Here is a 22108-nt window from a genome sequence, read left to right on the forward strand (position 1 = left end):
AGGCCCGATAACTCAGACACGCACGCAGACACCCGAACCACCCCCCGGGACCACTACCCAGGAACCCACGTCCGAGGCCTAAAACAACGGCATTGCATCTAGGTACCGTTCGTCGGTTACGAGCGGAGCCATACGAGGAGGGCAGCCGCGGCGGTGACGGTTCCCAGGAAGACGGATCCGCGCTTGTCGTAGCGAGTGGCCTAGGCTCGGAACTCCGGCTCGCACCACGCCGGAGTCGACGTTGGCGGGCCAGTCGATATCGCCCGACGCATCGACTGCGGACTGGACCTGTCAGGGGCTCGGTCATCGCGGCGCCGAGGCGGCCCGAGGAGGGGAGCTCGGCCCCCCGCCGTCAGCCGGCACCGGAAGCAACAGTGCGTAGTAGCGAACAGCCGTGAACACACTCGGCTCTGGGAGGTTCAGTCTCGCCATCGCCGCCGACGCAGTTTCGTGGCGCTCCCCATTGACCCGGATCTCAACCTGCATCGCGCCGGGTCGCCCGCCGTAGAAGACTTTGACCCCGTTGAAAAACGGCGATTCCAGATCCGCGGTGAAGGTATCAGCGACGCGGTGCAGCACGTTCGCGTCGAGTAGCACAGTCTGCAGGCGCTGGTTCTCGGCGGCGTCGAGCCCGAAGCCGACTGCGCCGGAGGTGATCGAGTGCCAGCTGGGAACGCCGCGCTCGTGATCGGGGTCAGTGTGGTCCGCGAAGCGCCCGCGTGGGTCGAGGAGTTCAAGCATGCACGCGCCTGCCGTCTGCACCCACGCATCGGCCGCCCTGCGGGGATCGCCGGACATGGCCACGACGCAGTCCATGAAGCAAGGCACATCCGGCTGGATACTCACGTCCGGCAGCGCGACGAGGTCGTAATGGCGTCCGCCCCCATGGCCGGGAGGAGCCACGCCCACTGCCCATCCGCGCGGGCTACTCAGCGAATTGCCCTTGAGTGTGGCGCCTCGCGTCACACCGGGCGCGTACTCCTCGAGGCTCTCTTTCACGAGGGCGAGGAACTCAAGGTCGGGCAGGCGCTCCTCATGCGGCTGGACTTCGCGCGCACGCCGTCGTATCCAAGGCATGCCGTGGATCTTACTGAGCCGCAACCATGGGCAGATGCCGTACCGGATCTCGCCGCCGTCGTTCGTCAGGGGGAGGATGCCGGGCAGTCCCGAGGGCCAGCCCATGGCCGGGTCGTCGGCCAGTCGGCCAACCACGACCTTCAGAGCATAGGAAACACCGGCGCCCCACTGAGTGGCAGTGTCGGGCATGAAAGCAAAAGACACGGCACCTCGCGGAGGTTGCCTCCGCGAGGTGCCGGCCCATCAACTATCAGCCCTGGGTGCCACCCTGGGTGTTCCCGCTGCCGCCACCCTGGGTGCCACCCTGGGTGTTGCCGCTGCCGCCGCCCTGGGTCCCGCCCTGGGTGTTGCCGCTGCCCCCGCCCTGGGTCCCGCCCTGGGTGTTGCCGCTGCCGCCACCCTGGGTCCCGCCCTGGGTGTTGCCGCTGCCGCCACCCTGGGTCCCACCCTGGGTGTTCCCGCTGCCGCCACCCTGGGTCCCACCCTGGGTGTTCCCGCTGCCCCCGCCCTGCGTGCCGCCCTGGGTGTTCCCGCTGCCGCCACCCTGGGTCCCACCCTGGGTGTTCCCGCTGCCGCCACCCTGCGTGCCGCCCTGGGTGTTCCCGTTGCCGCCGCCCTGCGTGCCGCCCTGGGTGTTGCCGCCCTTGGGCATGGCGGTGTTCTTCGACGAGTTGCTCTTGCTGCTGTTCTTGCTGTTGCTGTTGTTGCTGTGGTGCTGCTGGTGGTGGTTCTGGTGGTGCGCGCTGGTGGAGTGCGCGGCCGGGTGGTGCTTCATCATGGGAGCAGCCTCGGCGCTGGCCACACCGATGGTTCCTGCGGCCAGAGCGGCGATGCAGGAGATGCCTGCGATGCGGGCCATGTGACGTCGAGCGTTGATCATGAGAAACCTCGTAGTTCTAGGTAGTTCCTGGTGGGGTGGATCCCCTTTCGGTAAATCCATTTCAGCCCGCCAGGCCCCCGCTGTACGTCCCCCGACCAGCGGACCAAGCGGCTGACACACCCCTCCACCAGGAAAGGGAAGGCCAGGGAAAGGCCCCGCCCGGAGTCGGGACGCTGCCCTGGTCAGGGGGTCGGGCGGGCCCTGTGGAGGGTGGCGGCGATCGTGGTGAGGAGTTCGATGACGGGTGCCGTCTCGCGGATCAGGACACGGGTCGGGGTGTCGCTGGTGCGCCCGGTGGTCAGTTCGTGGTGGCGCCTGTTGTGCAGATCTTCGAGGTAGAGGGACATCTCATCGAGGGCCTGGCTGAGGGCGTCGGTGTGCAAGGTGGTGTCCCCGCCGTGCGGCGGGGCGAGTGCCGGTGCTGCGTGGTCGGTGTAGAGGGCGAGCGCGGGGATGTGCGCTGTGCGTGCGGTGCGGTGCGTCAACAGGGCGGCGATCAGCGCGACGAGCGTGTTCAGAGCCTCGACCGCGGCGGCCTCCTGGTCGACCGCGGCCCTGTCGTGGCCGGGTTCGCGGTGGGCGTGGTGGGCTGTGGTCTGGGCTTTGCCGACGGCTTTTTCAGCCGTGGTGCGGGTGCCCTGCAGCTCCAGCTCGGGGCCGGGGTGGGTGAGGGAGCGCAGGGCGGTGTCCAGGTAGGCGGCGGTGGCCTGGCGGGCTTGGTTCGTCTCGGCGGCCAGGCGGGGATGTTCCCAGCTGGGCCACAGCAGGCGGCTGCCGAGCAGGGCCGCGGTCGTGCCGACGAGGGTCATGGCGATGCGGACGAGGGCGTCGTGCCAGTCGCCGGGGTGGGAGACGTCGCCGATCAGCAGCACGACGGGGGTGCCGAAGGTGACCCAGAAGGCGTAGTTGACCGGCCGCAGGGTGAAGCCCGCGGTGATGATCACGAACAGGATGAGGCAGATGGCGGCCGGGGCGTGCACGGCCGCAATGAGCAGGGCGGCGCACGTGCCGCCGACGACGTTGCCGACCACCCGCTGGGCGACGCGTTCGCGGGTGGCGGCGTACTGGGGGCGCAGCACCCGCAGCACGGCCAGGGTCGCCCACTCGCCGTGCGACAGCGCGGCGACCTGGCCCAGTGCGAAGACCGCGGTGCTCACCGTGGTGGCGCGCAGGGCGTGGCGGAAGGTGCTCGAGGTCAGGGTCATGGCGCCGCGCAGGCGGGCCGCCGTGAGGCGTGCCACCGGGGTGGGGGGCGTGGACAGCGGGGTCTGCGCGAGCAGGGCGAGGCGGCGGGCGTCGGTCCCGGCAGTGGTGACGGTGGCGTTGATACGGGTCAGCAGGCGGCGCTGTCGGCCGGCGCGTGCGGTGTCGCTGTAGGTCTCGGCGCCGGCGGCGCTCTGGGCGCGCATCCGGTCGCAGGCGGCCTCCAGGAGGGCCATGGAGGACTCCGGCGCGGTGTCGGGGGTGGTGGCCGGCCGACGGCGGGTGAGGTGGTCGGCGAGCCGGGAGAGCTGTTGCCCGGCCTGGGCGGCGACGGCGGTGTAGGGGGTGGCGACGGCAGCGGGTGGTCGGCCGGCCGCGCCCAGGGCGGCGGTGAGGTCGGCCAGGGCGGCGGCGTGGCGCACGAGCGGGTCGGTCAGGTCGGCGAGGTGCTCATCCCCGCGGGGGCCGCGTAGTGCGCGGGTGGCCTCCTCGGCCCTGTGCAGCGCGTCCGCCGTGTGCGCCGGGGCGCTGCGCGGGGCCGGGGGGCCGGCGAGGCCGCTCAGGGTGCGGCCGATGGCGCGGTAGGGCTGCGCGAGGGTTTGGAGGACGTTGCGGAGGCGTGGGGCGGGCGTCAGTACGGCGGTGGCAGTGGCGTACCACAGGCCCCCGGCCAGCACCAGCAGGGCCTCGTGCTGCGTCTGCGTCTGCGCCTGGGCTTGGGCGGTGCCGGCCGCTCCGGCGGCGACGAGCAGCGCGGTGGCCGGCATCGTGCCGAGCCGTTCCAGCGTGGGGTGGATGGTCGAGCCCATCGCGGAGAGGAAGACGAGGACGGCGAGCGCTGTCAGCGTCAGGGGGAGCAGCGCGGCCGCCCGCGCACCGATCCAGAACATGGCGGCGTTCACCAGGGCGGCGACCAGCAGTCCGCGGGTGCGCGGTCTGCGGGCGCCGCCTTTGTTGGTGAACGCCGCCACATAGGCGCCCAGCGTCGCCCAGGCCGCCGCCTGCGGGTCTCCCACGGCGATGCCGAGCAGCAGCGGCGCACTGATCGCGACTCCGTTGCCGAGGCCGGCCAGGACGGCCGGCCGGGTGCCCGGTGCGGGGGTGAACAGCCCGGCCGTACGCCTGCTGGCAAGGTGCCGCGTCACGCGCGCTGGAAGCGGCCCATCAGTACCGCCGTGTCCAGCACATGGCCGTCCATCGCGGCTTCCAGCTCCCCGCGGCCGGCCGACCCGGGAAGGTCGAGGGCCGTGTCCAGGGCGTAGAGCGTGAAGAAGTACCGGTGTGCCCTGTCGCCGGGCGGGGGCGCCGGTCCGATCCAGGCGCGGGAGCCTCGGGTGCTGGTGCCCACCACTCCGACCTGAACGTCATCCGGGAACATCCGCCGTTGCCCGGCCGGAATGTTCCACACGACCCAGTGGTCGAAATTCCCGTCCGGCCGCAGTTCCCGCGGCACGTCCGGGTCATGCACCACCAAGGCCAGGCTGACCGTGTCAGCGGGCACCGCGTCGAATTCGAGCGGCACCGGCACCTCGTCGCCGTCGGCCGAGTGCTCGACCGGGATGAATTCCCCGTCCTGGAAGGACGGACTCTCGATCTTCATACCGTTATCGTCTCCCAGACCGGGCAACCGGGCCTGCCACGGCACTCCGCCCGGCTCACCGGTACCGGGGGCGTCGCTGCGACAGCCTCGTTCTTCATCGCACGGCTCCGGACCGGGCTGCGGCCCTCCCACTCAGTACGGCCCTGCTCGTACGGCCCCTCTCCGTACGGCCTCCACCCCTGCGCCTACAGCCGGGCCCACCACACGGTCCACCGGTCGGCTGATCAGACGGGCACGGTCAGATGTCCAGACTGTTGAGCAGTTCCATCGACGGGCTCCTCAAAAGCCCCCACGGTTTTCGAGAAGGATCAGAAATCATGAAGGCTCAGTACGCTTCCGCCCCTCGCCGAGACGGTTTCAGGATTCATCAGATAGCGGACCGGTTCGAGGTCTACAGCCCCAACGGACAGTTTTTCGGGGAATACCTCGTCCGGGCGTCGGCGGAGAAGCAGGTGGCCGTACTCATGGAGCGTGCCGGGCACGCCGCCCGGAGCATCGGCTGACAGCAGCTTCCGGTCCGGAGACAGACGCCTGCCCTGCCCTGCCCTGCCCTGCCCTAGCCTTCAGGCAGCAGGGCAGGGCGTGAAGTGCCATGGAAGACCTGACGCAGGTGCCAGTCACGGTGGTCTGCCGACACTGGCCATGCGCCTGGCTGCGGGCCGATGAGCGGACGGCCCGCGAGCGCTACGACGTGCTCGCGGGCGGCGGGGCTGTGGCCCACGAAGCGCTGCGAGACGAGGATTCGCCGGCCGTCGCCGACACCGAGGGCGCCCTTGTCGAAGAGTTTGTGATGCAGTGAGCACAGGCACAGCCCGTTGTCGATGTCGTCCGGGCCGCCGAACGCCCACCAGCGCACATGGGCGGCCTCCAGCCCCACCGGCACCGCGCCGATTCTGCCGTCGTAACCGCAGAAGGCGCACCGGTACTCGTAGGCGGTCAGTACCAGCTCCCGCATCCGCCGGTCTCGCTGCCTGCGCGTGACCGAGACCCGCTCGGTGTGCGCCGGCTCCGGTTCCAGACCCACGGCCTCGCACAGTTCGCTGTGCAGGGAAGGCGGGAAGTGCAGATCGAGCAGCAACCGGGCCAGTTTGCCGAGCAGTTCCGGCTCGCTTCGCAGGGCTGCCCTCAGATCCGGCGCGAGCCGCCCGGTGGCACCCGTGTCCCTGAGATCCCGAACGCCGCTCCCGGGGCTGCCGTACCCGCGATCGGTGCGCACTTCCCATACACCGTCGCCGGCCAGGTGGTGGAAGGGGTAGGCGGGCGTCGTCCTGTTCGGTGGGCCGTACTCGGCCAGCAACCGTTGCAGGTCCTGTTCCACAGCGCTGTACCGCAGGTCGCTCTCCGCGTCTTCCTGAAACCGACCGAGGGCGTACAGGAACAACAGTGGCTTGTGCGGGGCACGGGTCCCGTTCCTGGTCCACTGCCTCAGCTTCGCGGCGCGTGCCAGCCAGTCCATGGCCGGTGATCATAGTGACAACCGGCCTTCATGGTCACCATCGTTGCTCGGACGGTCGTGGCTCGGTGTCCGCGGCCTGCCGACTTGCGGGTACTGGAAGGTCTTTGCCGCGGACCTGGTTGTCCCAGTCGGTGAAGACCTCGCGGGCGGCGGGGGTGCCCTGCCCCTATGGGTTTCGTCAAGCGGTGAGTATCGTCCGTAACGCGCTCGCCCTGAACGCGGGAGCCGGTTGACCAGGGGCAACCGCATTGGTCGTGGAGTCCTGCAGTGTGGAGCCGAAGGGGTTGTGCACGGATGAGGGTGTTGTTCTTCCCCGACGAAGGCTGGGTCGATCTCTCGGGCAACGCGACGGACCTCGTCGGCTTGGCCCTCGCTCTCAGCATGGAAATGAACATCGCAAAAACGACATCCTCAGTTGAACCGAGCTTCGGTGGCACTGAACTGATGTCAGTCGAGGTACTGGGCCGCAGTGGCTCGGGTGTCCGTGTCGAGTGGACTCGGAACACAATGCTCTGCTTTTCGAGGGCGACCGAATGGGCTTGAACTCACTTGCTGACGAAGTGCGGTCGGTAGCGGAGATGGATGCCGGCGGTCACCTGCACATCGAGTACCACCCAGGTCACCACTACCTTGCCTCTGGATCACTGGCCATGGTGTTGAACAGTGCTCACGGGGCTATGCCGACCCGGTGAACGACTGCCCTTGCGGTTGCAAGCGGGTGCTGGAGCGCTGATACGCCCTCTTCCGGACTCTGGCGGATCCGGCACCTCGCGGAGGGTCCGCGAGGTGCCGGATTCATCAACCATCAGCCGCCCTGGGTACCACCCTGGGTGTTGCCGTTACCTCCCTGGGTTCCGCCCTGGGTGTTGCCATTGCCGCCACCCTGAGTGCCACCCTGGGTGTTGCCATTGCCGCCACCCTGGGTTCCACCCTGGGTGTTCCCATTGCCACCACCCTGGGTTCCACCCTGGGTGTTCCCATTGCCACCACCCTGGGTTCCACCCTGGGTGTTCCCATTGCCACCACCCTGGGTTCCACCCTGGGTGTTGCCGCGGCCATTGCCCTGAGTGCCACCCTGAGTGTTGCCATTGCCGCCACCCTGAGTGCCACCCTGGGTGTTGCCGTTGCCACCACCCTGGGTACCGCCCTGGGTGTTCCCGCGGCCATTGCCCTGAGTGCCACCCTGGGTGTTGCCGTTGCCACCACCCTGAGTGCCACCCTGGGTGTTGCCGCGGCCATTGCCCTGAGTGCCACCCTGAGTGTTGCCATTGCCGTTGCCCTGGGTACCGCCCTGAGTGTTGCCGCGGCCGTTGCCCTGCGTACCGCCCTGAGTGTTGCCGCGGCCGTTGCCCTGCGTACCGCCCTGAGTGTTGCCGCCCTTCATGTTGTCCTGGTGGTGCTGGTGGTAGCTGGACGATTGCGCGGCCGCGTGATGCAGCATGGGAGCGGCCTCGGCACTGGCCACACCGGCGGTGCCGGCGGCCAGAGCGGCGATGCAGGAGATCCCTGCGATGCGGGCTATGTGACGTCGTGCGTTGATCATGAGAAACCTCGCAGATCTAGGTGAGGGGGTCGAACTTCGTGCATTCATTCCAGCCCGATCGGCCGCGGCTGCACGTCCCCTGACCGGTGGAGTCAGTGGTTGACGCGCTCGTCGGCCGAGGAATGGAACTCACCCAGATACGCTGCGGGGGCCGTGGCGGGGGCCGCCCGCTACTACGTCGGCACAGGCCGGGACCGCGCCCCCTGCGGTCCGGTTACGGGAACGACATCTCGCGGCCCCGGCGGCCGGCCCGTGCAGGTCAGCTTTCGACCCCTTCGGCGGCCTTGTCGCTCGCACGTCCGCCGGCGTCGGCAGTGGCCAGCGCCGTGAGTGCCGTGCGGTCGGCCTTGCCGTTGGCGTTCAGAGGCAGTTCGTCGAGGAAGAGGAACCTCTTGGGGATCATGTACGCGGGCATGGACCGCCGGCACAGCTCGGCCAGCTCCGCGGGGGTCGCTCCGGTGCCGGATGCCACGACGAAGGCCGTGAGGGCCGCTTCGCCGTCGGGCCCGTCGAGGGCCAGGACCAGTGCGGAGGTCACGCCGGGGTGCTCGGCCAACCGGCGTTCGACCTCGCCCAGTTCGATCCGGTTGCCGCGTATCTTCACCATGGAGTCGGCCCGGCCGCAGAAGTACAGCTCGCCCGAGGGATCGCGGTACGCCAAGTCGCCCGAGCGGTAGACCAGTTGTCCGGAGCGCGGTTCGAGCGGGTCCGGGACCAGTACGCGTCGGGTGGCCTCCGGGTCGTCCCAGTAACCGGAGAAGAGGGACGGGCACCGGATGTACATCTCCCCCGCCGCTCCCGGCTCGTCGACCGGTTGGCCCTCTTCGTCGAGGAGCAGGATTTCGGCGCCGGGGTAGCCGTTGCCGATGGACAGGGCCTCGGCGTTCTCGGGCAGGGGGTTGGGCACCTCGGAGAACGAGCAGGCCACGGTCTCGGTGGCGCCGAATGCGTTGACGACCCGCAGGCTGGGCAACAGGGTCCGCAGATGGCGCAGTTCGGCGAGGGGAAAGTTCTCGCCGGCGAACAGGATGCCGCCCAGGTGCTCGCCGAGGGCTGCGACGCCGTCGGGTTCGTGCCGCAGCAGCGGCCGCCACAGCGACGGGACACCGTGCACGACGGTGGCCTCCGCCTCCTTGAGGTAGCCGAGCAGGCGGCGGGGGAAGCTGAGGCATGCGCGGGGGACGGCGATCAGGGTGGCGCCCGTGCCCAGGCTCACGCAGATGTCGAAGAGCGCCACGTCGAATGCCAGCGGGGAGGTACTCGCCACCCGGTCGTCGGGCGACACCGCTCCGAAGCGCTGGGTGCCGCGGTAGAAGGCCAGCGCCGCGTGGTGGCTCATCACCACGCCCTTGGGGCGGCCGGTGGTGCCCGAGGTGAAGATGATGTAGGCGGGGTCGCCACCCACCACACTGCGGCGCTGGGGCCGTCGGGTCGGCGTCCCCCCGTCGAAGGTGATGCCGCCGTCAGCGTCGAACGTGCCGAGCGGTGCGTTGTCACCTGGCGTACGGGCGGGGGCGCCCGCGTGGCGCAGGATGAGCGCGGGCCCGGTCGTCTCGACGATGGAGTCGAGCCGCAGTGCCGGGATGTCGGGATCCACGGGGATGAACACGGCCCCTACGCGCGAGCAGGCGAGCAGGACCGCGACCGCCGACGCCGAGGTGTGGGACGCGACCACCACACGGTCGCCGATCCGCACGCCGGCCGCGGTCAGCTGCTTGGCGTACTCCTCGACGCGCTGCGCGAGTTCGCGGTACGACACCGACGTGACGACCCCGGACGCGCCGCACTCCACCACAGCGGGCTTGTCCGGGGTCCGGGACGCCGGCGTCAGCGCGAACGCGTCGAGCGTGTCGGCGGGGAATCGGGGGGCGAACCGCTCATCGGCCATGCTCTCGTCCTTCTGCTTCCTAGCCGAAGGCCACGGCCTTCACATACTCGGTCAGAACGTCACGGAACCGCTCCGGCTCCTCGAGATGCGGCACGTGACTTGAGTTCTCGAAGATCTCCCAGCGCACGTCCGGAATCAGCTCCGCATAGGGCCGCACCGTCTCCGGCGTGGCCTCGTCATGGCGACCGGAAATCAGCAGCGTCGGCACCGTGATGCCGGAGACGCAGTCCGTCACTCCCCATTCGCGCAGGGAGCCGATCACATGGAATTCGCTCGGGCCGTTCATGGTGTAGTAGACGGTCGGGTCGTTGTACATCTCGAAGAACGACGCCTGGTATTCGCGGGGCCACGGGTCGAGGCGGCACATGTGCCGGTCGTAGAAGACACGGGTGGCCGCGTGGTACTCGTCGCTGTCGGTCGTTCCGGCGGCCTCGTGGCGCAGCAGGGTCTCGTTGACGCCGGCGGGCAGCGCGGCGCGCAGGACGTCCATCTGCCGCAGCCACAGCGGGTACGACGCGGGGGCGTCGGCGATGACCAGGCCCCGCAGCCCGGCGGGGGCGGTCGAGGCGTGCTTGGCCACGAGCAGGCCGCCCCACGAGTGCCCGAAGAGCAGGTAGTTGTCGGCGATGCCGAGGTGACGCACCAGGTTGTCCAGCTCGGCGAGGAACAGATCGACGGTCCAGAAGTCGGCGGGTGCGTCCGGCAGATGGCTGGAACCGCCGTTGCCGATCTGGTCGTAGTGCACGACCGGGACGCCCAGTTCGGACAGGGCGGCCAGGCTCACCAGATAGTCGTGTGTGCTGCCGGGTCCGCCGTGTGCCACCACGAGCGCCGTCCGGTGCGGCGACAGGTCGCCGGTGACCCGGTACCACGTCTTGTATGCACCGAACGGCGCCACGCCTTTGGCAGTGGGGCGGAACACTAGACCCGCTTACCGGTGACCGGGAACGTGCCGAACATGCCGGGCTTCGCCTTGCCGGTCATGGTGTCGCCGTTGCGCGTCAGGGTCAGCGTCATCTTCAGCGGAACCGGCTTGAGCGACTTCACCTTGAAGGACAGCAGGTCGCCGTCGATCTTGCCGTCGATGATGTTGGGGTCGATGACCTGACCGTTGGCCCGGCAGGTGCCGACCAGCTTGCCCTCCTCCGCCTTCATGTCCACCCACAGGCTCTGCTTGCCGATGGGGCTGTCGATCGTGAACTCCCAGCTGCCGTCAGCGCTCATTCCAGCTCCCGTTTTCTCGATCACCCGATTTCACCCATGACGATAGGAAGGGGCGGGCTCGGCAAGAACCCCTAGTCACCCCTAGGGGCGTGCCGGGAGATCCATTCCTCGACGAGTGCGCCGGCCTCGGCGGCATGGTCCTCGATCATGGAGAAGTGGGTGGCCCGCACGGCGGCGTAGTCGTGTGCGGGGTCCCAGGGCTTTGCCTGCCAGTCCTCGCCGTCCGCGGTCGTTCCGGGCGGCATGAAGGACTCGGAGGCGCCGACGAACAGCACGGGGGCCGTCAGCGGCTCCAGCGTGAACCTCGGTACGAGGTCGAAGTAGCGGTTCATGGCGGACAGGGCGCTGCTGTGGAACAGGCCGAACGCCTGGTCCTTCTGCACCAGTCCGATGGTGAGCTGTTCCATCAGCCGGCCTTGGTCCCGGTCCTCCAGATCGACCCGGTAGGTGTCCATCAGGACGACACCCGCCGGCCGGACCCCGCGCGCCTGTTCCAGATGGCCGGCCGTGGCGTGGGCGAGCGTGCCGCCCGACGAGTAGCCGATCAGTACGAACGGCCGGTCCGCGGCGGCGCGCAGCACCCCTTCGGCGAGGTAGTCGATCACCGCGTCCGTGGTCTCCGGCAGGGGTTCCCCTGCCGTGAACCCGGGGTTGGTCAGCGTGATCATCGGACGCTTCCCGCGGAATGCGGCGGCGAGCCGCGCGTGCTGGTGTGGGCCGCCGGTCGCCATCGGGGTACTGATGCCGATCAGCACGGGCTCCTGCGGGCCGTCCGCGAGCCGGACGCCGTCGGGCAGGGGCCCGAAGTCGGCGGCGCACGTGAACCGCGGCCGTAGGTCGGACACGGCGCGCAGGAGGTCGAAGCCCTTGATCACCTGGTCGGACAGCACGGCCGCCCGGAACAGCTCGGCCAGGGTGTCCGGCGTCTCACCGGCTGTCGGGACGGCGGAGGGCGGCAGGGACAGGTCGGCGTGCAGATGCCGGGCGAGGGCGGTGGGGTTCTTGTTGTCGAACACCGCCATCGGGGACAGCCGCAGACCGGTCGCGGCCGTCAGCCGGTTGCGCAGCTCGACGGCGGCGAGGGAGTCGAACCCGAGCTCGAGGAAGTCCCGTTCGGGATCGACGGCCTGCGCGCTCTCGTGCCCCAGCACGGCGGCGGCGTGCGCCCGCACCAGCTGGGTGAGCTCCCGCTCCTGCTCGGAGTCGGAGAGACCCGCCAGCCGGCGAGCCAGGTCCCCGGCGTCCGCCGGACCGGCGGCGGCACGGCGCCGCGCCGGGGGCACCAAGCCGCGCAGGAGCGCGGGGAGTTCACCGGCCCGTGACCGCAGAGCGGCGACCTCCACCTTGACGGGGACGAGCGTCGGACGGTCGGTGACCAGCGCGGCGTCGAAGGCCGCCAGCCCCTCCTCGACGGTGAGAACGGGGAAGCCCTGACGGGCTAGGCGCCCCCGGTCGGCTTCGGTCAGCCACTGGCCGAGGCCCGCCTCGATGCCCCACAGCCCGTAGGCCAGCGAGGTCGCGGGGAGCCCGCGGGCCGCGCGGTGCCGGGCGAGAGCGTCGAGGAAGACGTTGCCGGCGGCGTAACCGCCCTGCCCGGCCGCCAGCACCAGGCCGCCGGCCGAGGAGAACATGAGGAAAGCGGCGAGCGGCAGCCCAGCGGTGAGTTCGTGCAGGTGCCACGCTCCGTCGACCTTCGGGCGCAGGGTCGTCTCGACGCGCTGTGGCGTCAGTGAGCCGACCACACCGTCGTCGACGGCACCGGCCGCATGCACGACGGCGGTGAGGGGTGCGGCCGGGTCGACGTCGGCCAGCACGGCGGCCAGTGCCTCGCGGTCCCCGGCGTCACAGGCGACTATGCGTACGTCGGCGCCGAGTTCGGTGAGCTCGGCGTGCAGACGATCCGCTCCCGGGGCGGCCGGGCCGCTGCGGCTGGTGAGGACGAGCCGGCGGATGCCGTGACGGCTGACGAGGTGCCGTGCCACCAGGGCGCCCAGGCCACCGGTTCCGCCGGTGACGAGGGCGGTGCCGGCGGGGTCGAGCAGCGGTGCGGCAGGAGCCTCGGTGGGGCGCTCCTCTCGGGCCAGTCGAGGCACGAGGACCTTTCCGGCACGGAGCATGAGTTCGGGTTCGCCGGTCGCCACTGCGGCGAGTAGGGCAGTGTCGCTCGTCGTCCCGGTGACGTCGTCGGCGTCATTGACCTCGGTGACCTCGGCTGTGTCGGTGACCTCTGTTACGTCGGCGAGGACGAACCGGCCGGGGTTCTCGGCCTGAGCCGCACGGACCAGCCCCCAGACTGGCGCCTGGTGGAGGCAGAGGTCCGAACCCTCCTCTGTCATCGCTCCGTTGGTCACGATCACCAGCTTCGAGACGGCGAAACGCTCTTCCGCCAGCCAGAGTTGCACCGCGCCGAGCGCATCGGCGAGGGCCGCACGGACGTCGGTCGGCACGACGGCGGCCCCTCTCGGCGCCGCCCGCCAGAGCACCACGTCCGGCACCCCGGCCGCACCCGAATCGCACGCCGCGACCAGGGCGGGCAGATCGGCGTACCTGCAACCGTGGCCGACCGCCGCCCAGTTGGCGTCAGGGGCCATGGGCGGGGCGGAGGTGGTCGGCTCCCAGTCGATCCGGTACAGGGAGTCGCCGCCCTGCCGCAGGACGGCGAGCTGCTCGGGGGTGATCTCACGCAGGCTCAGGGCGCCGACCGAGGCCACGGGGCTCCCGGAGAGGTCGGCGAGGTCCAGGGCCACGGCCCGGTCACCGGCCGGCGTGATCCTGACCCGCAGACCGCGCGCACCGTGGGCGTGCACGGCGACACCGCTCCAGGAGAAGGGCAGCATGGTGGCGCCGTCCGCGTCGTCGCCGGTCAGGCCCATCGCGTGCAACGAGGCGTCCAGCAGGGCCGGATGGAGGGCGTACCGGGCGGCGTCGGCGTGGGCCTGCTCAGGCAGGGCGATCTCGGCGAACATCTCGTCGCCGCGCTGCCAGGCGGCCCTCAGCCCCTGGAACACCGGGCCGTAGCCGTAGCCGCGCGCGGACATCGTCTCGTAGGCCTCGTCGACCGGCACGGCCACGGCCCCCTGCGGCGGCCACTGAGTCAGCCCGGTGAGGTCCGACGGGATTCCCGAGCCGAGTACTCCGTCCGCGTGACGGACCCACGGCTCGGTGTCCTCGGTGCGCGAGTGGATGGAGACGGTACGACCCCCGCTCGCGCCCGGCGCGCCGACGGACACCTGGATCGTGGTTCCGCCCTGCTCGGGCAGGGAGAGCGGGGCGGCCAGCACCAGTTCCTCGAGGAACTCGCAGCCGACCTGTCCGCCTGCCGCGATCGCCAACTCGACGAAGCCGGTGCCCGGGAACAGGACCGAGTCGCCGACGACGTGGTCGGCCAGCCAGGGCTGTGTCTGCGTGGACAGACGGCCGGTGAACACGACGGCGTCGGAACCGGCCAGCGGAACGGCCGCGCCGAGCAGCGGATGCTCGGCCGGTGCCAGCCCCAGCGACGCCGGGCCGGCACCGGCCGCGCGCTCTGGCTGCCAGTAGCGGTGGTGCTGAAAGGGGTAGGTGGGGAGGTCGTCGAGGTGCCGTCCGGGGTGGAGGGCGGTGAAGTCGACGTCGGCGCCTCGGGCGTGGAGGTCGCCGAGGGCGGTGAGGAGGGTGTGGGCCTCGTCGCGGTCGCGGCGTTGAGTGGCAGCGGCGTAGGAATCGGCGGGGAGGGTGTCTTCTGCCATGGACGCGAGGACGGTGTCCGGGCCGATCTCAAGGAACCTGGTCGCGCCCTGGGCCGTCAACGCGGTCACCGCGTCGGCGAAGCGGACCGGCTCGCGGACCTGGCGGACCCAGTAGTGGGGGTCGCGCAGGTCCTCGGCGGCCTGTTGGCCGGTCAGGGTCGAGATCAGTGGGATGCGCGGCGCGTCGTAGTCCAGTTGGGACGCGATCTCGGCGAAGTCGGCCAGCATCGGCTCCATCAGCGGGGAATGGAAGGCATGGCTGACACGGAGACGGGTGACCTTGTGGTCGTCCTGGAGCCTCTCGATGGTCTCCGTTACCGCGTCCTCGGAGCCCGAAATCACCACCGAGCGCGGGCCGTTGACCGACGCGACCTCGACATCGTCGACGAGCGCCGCCCGCACCTCGGCCTCGCCGGCCCGGACGGACGCCATCGCACCGCCCACCGGCAGCGCCTGCATCAACCGGGCACGCGCGGCCACCAGATGGGCGGCATCCGACAGGGACAGCACACCGGACACGTGCGCGGCAGCCAACTCACCGATGGAGTGCCCAGCGACGAAGTCAGGCTTCACACCGGCCGACTCCAGGAGCCGGAACAGGGCGACCTCGATCGCGAACAGCCCCGGCTGCGCCCAGCCCGTCCGCTCCACGAGACTGGGGTCCTCACCCCACACGACCTCACGCAGCGGACGCTCCAGGTGAGCATCCAGCGCCGCGGCCACCTCATCGAGCGCTGCCGCGAACACCGGGAAACGAGACGCCAGTTCACGACCCATGCCCAGCCGCTGCGCACCCTGCCCGGTGAACAAGAATGCGAGCTTGCCCGCCACCGGGGACACCGCACGCACGCCCTCCAGCCCGCGCAGCAGCTCGTCACGGCCCGCACCCACGACCACGGCCCGGTGCTCGAACTGCCCTCGTCCGGCCAGCGTCCACGCCACGTCCACCGGACGCAACGCCTCACGCCGAGCCACAAATGTCCTGAGCTGATCGGCGTAAGCCGTCAGCGCCTCGGGTGTCTTCCCCGACACCACCCACGCCACCGGCGCCACTTCACCGCCAGGAGGCGCCGCCTCGACCGCCGGCGGCTCCTCCACGATCACATGCGCGTTCGTTCCCGTGAGGCCGAAGGACGAGACACCGGCGCGGCGCGGGCGACCGTCGTTGCCCGGCCAATCCCGGGCCTCGGTGAGCAGTTCGACCGCACCGGAGGACCAGTCGACCTGATGCGACGGCTCGTCCACATGCAAGGTGCGCGGCAGCAGCCCGTGTCGCATCGCCAGAACCATCTTCATGATCCCGGCCACGCCCGCCGCGGCCTGTGTATGGCCGATGTTGGACTTGATCGACCCCAGCCACAGCGGCCGGCCCTCCGGCCGGTCCTGCCCATACGTGGCCAGCAACGCCTGAGTCTCGATGGGGTCGCCGAGAGTCGTCCCGGTCCCGTGCCCCTCCACCACATCGACATCCGCGGACGACAACCCCGCCGACGCCAGCGCCTGCCGGATCACCCGCTGCTGCGAAGGGCCGTTCGGCGCGAAGAAGCCGTTGGACGCGCCGTCCTGGTTCACCGCCGTGCTCCGGATCACGGCGAGGACCGTACGACCGTTGCGCCGGGCGTCCGACAGCCGCTCCACCAGGAGGATCCCGGCGCCCTCGGCCCAGCCGGTCCCATCGGCACCAGAGGCGTACGAACGGCACCGGCCGTCGGCGGACAGTCCGCGCTGACGGCTGAACTCGACCAGGATCTCCGGGGAGGCCATGACCGCCACTCCGCCGGCCAGGGCCAGCGAGCACTCGCCCGAGCGCAGGGCCTGCACGGCGGAGTGGAGCGCGACGAGCGAGGAGGAGCACGCCGTGTCGACGGCGACGGCGGGGCCTTCCAGGCCGAGCGCGTACGACACCCGCCCGGCGACGGCGCTGCCTCCGCTGGAGCTGCCGTAGCCGTAGTCGTGATACATGACACCCGCGAAGACGCCGGTGGCGCTTCCGCGCAGCGTGGCCGGATCGATGCCCGCCCGCTCGAATGCCTCCCAGGACGTCTCCAGCAGCAGCCGCTGCTGCGGGTCCATCGCCAGCGCCTCGTTCGGGCCGATACCGAAGAACCCGGCGTCGAAGTCCCCGGCCTCGCGCAGGAATCCGCCGCCCTGCGCGTAGCACTTGCCGGGCTTGCCCGGTTCGGGGTCGTAGAGGGTTTCGTCCCAGCCGCGGTCGGCGGGCAGCGACACGATGGCCTCGTCGCCGGCCGCGAGCATGCGCCACAGGTCCTCGGGCGAGTGCACGCCGCCGGGGAAGCGGCAGGCCATGCCGACGACGGCGATCGGTTCGTCGTCCGCACGGTGGCTCGTGGTGCCGGCGGTGGGCCTGTCGGCCGTGGTGCCGCCGAGAGTTTCGTCGAGGTGTTCGGTGACCGCGTTGGCCGTCGGGTGGTCGAAGACCAGTGTGGCGGGCAGGCGCAGACCGGTCGCGGTGGCCAGCCTGTTGCGGAGTTCGACGGCGGTCAGCGAGTCGAAGCCGAGCTCGGAGAAGGCGCGGTCCGGCTCGACCGCCTGGGCCGACGCATGGCCCAGTACGGCGGCGACCTCCGTGCGGACCAGGTCGAGCAGGACGGCTACGCGCTCGTCGCCGGTGAGGCCCGCGAGGCGGTCCGCCCAGGCGGAGCCGGCAGTGGCCCGTGGTTTGCGCGGCATGCGTACGACGCCGCGCAGCAGGGCGGCGACCTCGCCGTTCGCCCGGATTCCGGCGGCGTGGACCTTGATGGGCACCAGCGTGGGCGGTCCGGGCAGCGCGGCGTCGAGGGCCGTGAGGCCCTCGGCCGCCGTGAGGGCGGGGAAACCCTGCTGGGCCATCCGGTCCAGGTCGTCCTCGGTGAGGGCCGCGCCGAAGCCCGTGTCGAGGCCCCAGAGGCCGTAGGCCAGAGATGTGGCGGGCAGGCCCGTGGCGGCGCGGTGTTCGGCGAGCGCGTCGAGGAACACGTTGGCTGCCGCGTAGCCGCCCTGGCCCGCCGCGAGGACCAGCCCACCGGCGGACGAGAACAGGACGAAGGCGGACAGGGGCAGTTCGCGGGTCAGTTCGTGCAGATGCCACGCGCCGTCGACCTTGGGACGCAGGACGGACTCGAGCCGGTCCGGGTCGAGCGCGGTGACCAGACCGTTGTCGACGACACCGGCGGCATGCACCACGGCGGTGAGCGGGTGTTCGGTGGGGATCGCGGCCAGTACCGCCGCGAGCGCCTCGCGGTCGGCCGCGTCGCAGGCGGCGACCGTGACCTCGGCGCCGAGGCCGGTCAGTTCGGCCGTCAGTTCCGCGGCGCCCGGGGTTTCGGAACCGCGCCGGCTGGTCAGTACGAGCCTGCCGACGCCGTGCTCGGTGACCAGGTGGCGGGCGACCAGTGCACCGAGCCCGCCCGTGCCGCCGGTGATCAGGACCGTACCGTCCATGTGCTCCGGTCGCGGCGCAGGGTCCGCGGCGACGAGCCTGGGCACGAGCAACGCGCCCTGACGCAGGGCGAATTCTGGTTCGTCGCTGTCCAGCGCGGCGGACAGGGCCGCACGGGACTCGGCGGATTCGTCGACGTCGGCCAGCACGAACCGGCCGGGGTTCTCCGCCTGTGCCGCCCGGACCAGACCCCACACGGGGGCGGCGGCGAGGTCGGCGCGCTCGTCGTCGCGCGCGGTCACGGCGTGCCGGGTCGCGATCACCAGGCGGGAGGCGGCGAAGCGCTCGTCGGCGAGCCAGGCCTGGAGTGCGTGCAGGACGGCTGATGTGCTGGCTCGTACGGCCGTGGGCAGGTCGCCGGCACCCGGGTCCAGCGGCAGCAGGACGACGTCGGGTGCCTCGGTGTCACCGGCTTCGACCGCCCCGGCGAGTTCGGTGAGGCCGGGGAACGCCGGCAGTCCGAGGTCGGGCGGGCCTATGACGGCCCAGCGGGAGCGCTCGTGCGGTGCGGCGAGGTCGGCGGTCTGCCACCGAACGCGGTACAGCGTCGCGCTCCCGGCACCGCGCACACTGTCGAGCTGCTGGGCGGAAACCGCTCTGGACACCAGCGACGTCACGGACAGCACCGCGCGTCCCGCCTCGTCCGCGATGTCGAGGGTCACGCTGTCGGGCCCGGCGGGCCGCATACGGACGCGCAGGCCCGTGGCGCCCGAGGCGCGGAGGGAGACGCCGTTCCAGGAGAACGGGAGCAGGGTGGTCCCGGATCCGTCCAGGTCCTCCAGCAGCGACGCGTGCAAGGCCGCGTCGAGCAGGGCGGGGTGCACTGCGCAGCGCCGGGCGTCGCCGTGCGCGTCCTCGGGCAGGGCGACCTCGGCGAAGAGTTCGTCGCCGCGCTCCCACGCCGCGCGCAGGCCCCGGAACACCGGGCCGTAGCCGTACCCCCGGCCGAGCAGCCGCTCGTATGCGCCGTCCGTCGGACGTACGGTGGCGCCGGGCGGGGGCCAGGCCCCGAACGTGTCCGTCATGGGGGTCGGACCGGAGGTCAGCAGGCCCTCGGCGTGCAGAGTCCAGGTGTCTGTCGAGGTGTCCGCGGGCTGCTCCTCGGCGGCCGAGTACACCGCCACGGTACGGCGGCCGGACTCGTCCGGCCCGCCCACCAGCACCCGGACGCCCAGACCACCCTCGTCCGGCAGGACCAGGGGGCTGGTGAGCGTCAGTTCCTCGATCCGGTCGCAGTCGACCTCCCGGGCGGCGCGCAGCACCAGCTCGACGAAGCCGGTGCCGGGCAGCAGAACGCTCCCGAGCACGTCGTGGTCGGCCAGCCAAGGCTGGTCCCCCACCGACAGCCGACCGGTGAGCACCACGGCACCGCTGTCGGGCACGGTGACGGCGGCACCGAGCAGCGGATGGTCGAGAGCGGTCACGCCCAGACTTGCCGGGTCACTCCCCAGGGCGTCACCGAGCCAGGACTCGGCGAGGTAGTCCGTCACGTCCAGCCAGTAGCGCCGGCGTTGGAAGGGGTAGGTAGGGAGACCGTCGACGTGGCATCCCGGGTGGAGGGCGGTGAAGTCGACGTCGGTGCCTCGGGCGTGGAGGTCGCCGAGGACGGTGAGGAGGGTGTGGGCCTCGTCGCGGTCGCGGCGTTGGGTGGCGATGACGTGGGTGGTGTCGGCGGAAAGGGTGTCCTCGGCCATGGCTGCGAGGACGGTGTCCGGGCCGAGTTCGAGGAACGTGGTTGCGCCGTGTTCCGCAAGGGTGGTGAGCGCGTCGGCGAAACGGACCGGTTCCCGGACCTGGCGGACCCAGTAGTGGGGGTCGCTCAGGTCGTCGGATGCCGGTTGGCCGGTCAGGGTCGAGATCAGTGGGATGCGCGGCGCGTCGTAGGAGAGCTGGGACGCGACCTCTGCGAAGTCGGCCAGCATCGGCTCCATCAGCGGGGAATGGAACGCGTGACTGACACGGAGGCGGGTGACCTTGTGGTCGTGGAGACGGCCGATCGTCTCCGTTACCGCGTCCTGGGCTCCGGAGATCACCACAGACCTGGGGCCGTTGACTGCTGCGATCTCGACACCGTCGACGAGTGCCGCCCGTACCTCGGCCTCGCCGGCCAGGACGGACGCCATCGCTCCGCCCATCGGCAGCGCCTGCATCAACCGGGCACGCGCGGCCACCAGATGGGCGGCATCCGACAGGGACAGCACACCGGACACGTGCGCGGCAGCCAACTCACCGATGGAGTGCCCGGCGACCAAGTCGGGCTTCACACCGGCCGACTCCAGGAGCCGGAACAGGGCGACCTCGATCGCGAACAGCCCCGGCTGCGCCCAGCCCGTCCGCTCCACGAGACTGGGGTCCTCACCCCATACGACCTCACGCAGCGGACGCTCCAGGTGAGCATCCAGCGCCGCGGCCACCTCGTCAAAAGCATCTGCGAACACCGGGAAACGAGAGGCCAGTTCACGCCCCATGCCGAGCCGCTGCGCACCCTGCCCGGTGAACAGAAACGCCAGCTTGCCCGCCACCGGGGACACCACGCCCACACCGGCCAGCCCGCGCAGCAACTCCTCACGGTCCGCACCCACGACCACGGCCCGATGCTCGAACTTCGTACGACCAGCCAGCGTCCACGCCACATCCACCGGATGCAGCGCCTCACGCCCGACGAGGTACGACCTCAGTTGATCTGCGTAGGCGGTCAGCGCCTCGGGGGTTTTCCCCGACACCACCCACGCCACTGGAGCCACATCACCATCAAAAGGCGCCGCATCGACCGCCGACGGCTCCTCCACGATCACATGCGCGTTCGTCCCACTGATCCCGAACGACGACACCGCCGCCCTACGAGGACGCCCCTCCGCTCTCGTCCACTCCCGGGCCTCCGTCAGCAACTCCACCGCGCCGGAAGACCAGTCCACCTGCCCCGACGGCTCATCCACATGCAACGTCCGCGGCAACAGACCATGCCGCATCGCCAGAACCATCTTCATGATCCCGGCGACGCCCGCCGCAGCCTGCGTGTGACCGATGTTCGACTTGATGGAGCCGAGCCACAGCGGCCTGTCGTCCGGCCGACCCTGCCCGTACGTCGCCAGCAACGCCTGCGCCTCGATCGGATCACCGAGGACGGTTCCCGTCCCGTGCCCCTCCACGACGTCGACATCCGGGGACGAGAGCCCCGCCGACGCCAACGCCTGGCGGATCACTCGCTGTTGTGAGGGGCCATTGGGGGCGAACAGCCCGTTGCTCGCCCCATCGGAGTTGACCGCCGAGCCGCGTACCACCGCCAGGACCGGATGGCAGTTGCGTCGGGCGTCCGAGAGCCGTTCCACCAGAAGGACGCCCGCGCCCTCCGCCCAGGCGGCGCCGTCGGCGGAGGCCGCGTACGAGCGGCAGCGGCCGTCGGGCGACAGTCCCTTCTGCCTGCTGAACTCGACGAACGCCTCGGGTGTCGCCATCACGGCGACGCCGCCGACGAGTGCCAGGGTGCACTCCCCCGCCCGTAGTGCCTGGGTGGCGGAGTGCAGGGCGACGAGCGAGGACGAACAGGCGGTGTCCACCGTGACCGTCGGGCCTTCGAGGCCGAGGGTGTAGGAGACCCGGCCGGAGGCGACGGCGCCGGTGTTCGCGTTGGCGGGGTAGTCGTGGTACATCATCCCGGCGAAGACGCCGGTGCGGCTGCCGTGCAGGGTCACGGGGTCGATGCCCGCCCGTTCGATCGCCTCCCAGGAGCACTCCAGCAGCAGCCGCTGCTGCGGGTCCATGAGCAGTGCCTCGTTGGGGCTGATACCGAAGAAGGCGGGGTCGAACTGGTCGGCCTGGTGCAGGAACCCGCCTTGGCGTACGTATGTGGTCTGCGGGCGTTCGCCCGTCGGGTCGTACAACTGGTCGGGGTTCCACCCGCGGTTGGACGGGAAGTCGGAGATCGCGTCGACGTCGCCGGCGACCAGCCGCCACAGGTCTTCGGGGGACGTGACTCCGCCCGGGTAGCGGCAGGCCATGCCGATGATCGCGATCGGCTCGGAGAGCGCCGCGTTGAGCTTCGCGTTCTGTGCGCGCAGGAACTCGGCCTC

At 70.9% G+C, this 22108-nt stretch carries 11 protein-coding genes and 1 pseudogene; 2 read left to right on the plus strand and 10 right to left on the minus strand.

Annotation, left to right across the window (positions count from 1 at the left end; all coding sequences use genetic code 11):
- Positions 1-303 precede the first annotated feature (303 nt).
- The 4 genes from AC07CM_RS46820 to AC07CM_RS46835 all read right to left on the minus strand — a co-directional run bounded on the left by AC07CM_RS46820 (position 304) and on the right by AC07CM_RS46835 (position 4760).
- On the minus strand, positions 304-1266 hold the full coding sequence (locus tag AC07CM_RS46820; protein ID WP_478882683.1) for a DUF6348 family protein: 963 nt from the start codon (positions 1264-1266) through the stop codon (positions 304-306).
- Between the two features lie 61 nt (positions 1267-1327).
- A complete protein-coding gene (locus AC07CM_RS46825; RefSeq protein ID WP_478882684.1) occupies positions 1328-1936 on the minus strand; it encodes a hypothetical protein in 609 nt (202 codons plus the stop codon).
- A gap of 203 nt (positions 1937-2139) precedes the next feature.
- Positions 2140-4305 (minus strand): FUSC family protein, encoded by a 2166-nt coding sequence (locus AC07CM_RS46830; protein ID WP_478882685.1) that lies wholly within the window; start codon positions 4303-4305, stop codon positions 2140-2142.
- On the minus strand, positions 4302-4760 hold the full coding sequence (locus AC07CM_RS46835; protein WP_478882686.1) for a YbhB/YbcL family Raf kinase inhibitor-like protein: 459 nt from the start codon (positions 4758-4760) through the stop codon (positions 4302-4304). Before AC07CM_RS46835 ends, AC07CM_RS46830 begins: the two co-directional genes overlap by 4 nt.
- 317 nt (positions 4761-5077) lie before the next feature.
- On the opposite strand from AC07CM_RS46835, the gene AC07CM_RS46840 reads away from it, so the two are divergent.
- On the plus strand, positions 5078-5263 hold the full coding sequence (locus tag AC07CM_RS46840) for a hypothetical protein (RefSeq protein ID WP_478882687.1): 186 nt from the start codon (positions 5078-5080) through the stop codon (positions 5261-5263).
- A 53-nt stretch (positions 5264-5316) separates the two neighbouring features.
- Here the strand turns inward: AC07CM_RS46840 and AC07CM_RS46845 are convergent, their stop codons facing one another.
- On the minus strand, positions 5317-6216 hold the full coding sequence (locus tag AC07CM_RS46845; protein WP_478882688.1) for a phosphorothioated DNA-binding restriction endonuclease: 900 nt from the start codon (positions 6214-6216) through the stop codon (positions 5317-5319).
- 491 nt (positions 6217-6707) lie between these two features.
- Between AC07CM_RS46845 and AC07CM_RS46850 the strand changes: the two genes are divergently transcribed.
- Positions 6708-6908, plus strand: coding sequence for an Imm32 family immunity protein (locus AC07CM_RS46850; protein WP_478882689.1), 201 nt, complete (start codon positions 6708-6710; stop codon positions 6906-6908).
- Positions 6909-7021: 113 nt separating this feature from the next.
- Here the strand turns inward: AC07CM_RS46850 and AC07CM_RS46855 are convergent, their stop codons facing one another.
- From AC07CM_RS46855 to AC07CM_RS46875, 5 genes and pseudogenes are all read right to left on the minus strand, one after another.
- A complete protein-coding gene (locus tag AC07CM_RS46855) occupies positions 7022-7759 on the minus strand; it encodes a hypothetical protein (protein WP_478882690.1) in 738 nt (245 codons plus the stop codon).
- Between the two features lie 259 nt (positions 7760-8018).
- Complete coding sequence (locus AC07CM_RS46860) at positions 8019-9647, minus strand: amino acid adenylation domain-containing protein (RefSeq protein ID WP_478882691.1); 1629 nt, start codon at positions 9645-9647, stop codon at positions 8019-8021.
- 19 nt (positions 9648-9666) lie between these two features.
- Entirely contained in the window at positions 9667-10545 is an 879-nt protein-coding gene (locus tag AC07CM_RS46865) for a proline iminopeptidase-family hydrolase (protein WP_478882692.1), read from the minus strand.
- A gap of 23 nt (positions 10546-10568) precedes the next feature.
- Positions 10569-10871: a hypothetical protein gene (locus tag AC07CM_RS46870; protein ID WP_478882693.1), complete on the minus strand. Its 303-nt coding sequence runs from the start codon at positions 10869-10871 to the stop codon at positions 10569-10571.
- A 71-nt stretch (positions 10872-10942) separates the two neighbouring features.
- Positions 10943-22060 (minus strand): annotated as a pseudogene (locus AC07CM_RS46875) (type I polyketide synthase); the annotation flags it as partial.
- Positions 22061-22108 lie beyond the last annotated feature (48 nt).

It is taken from the genome of Streptomyces sp. NPDC044061, from assembly GCF_056434305.1.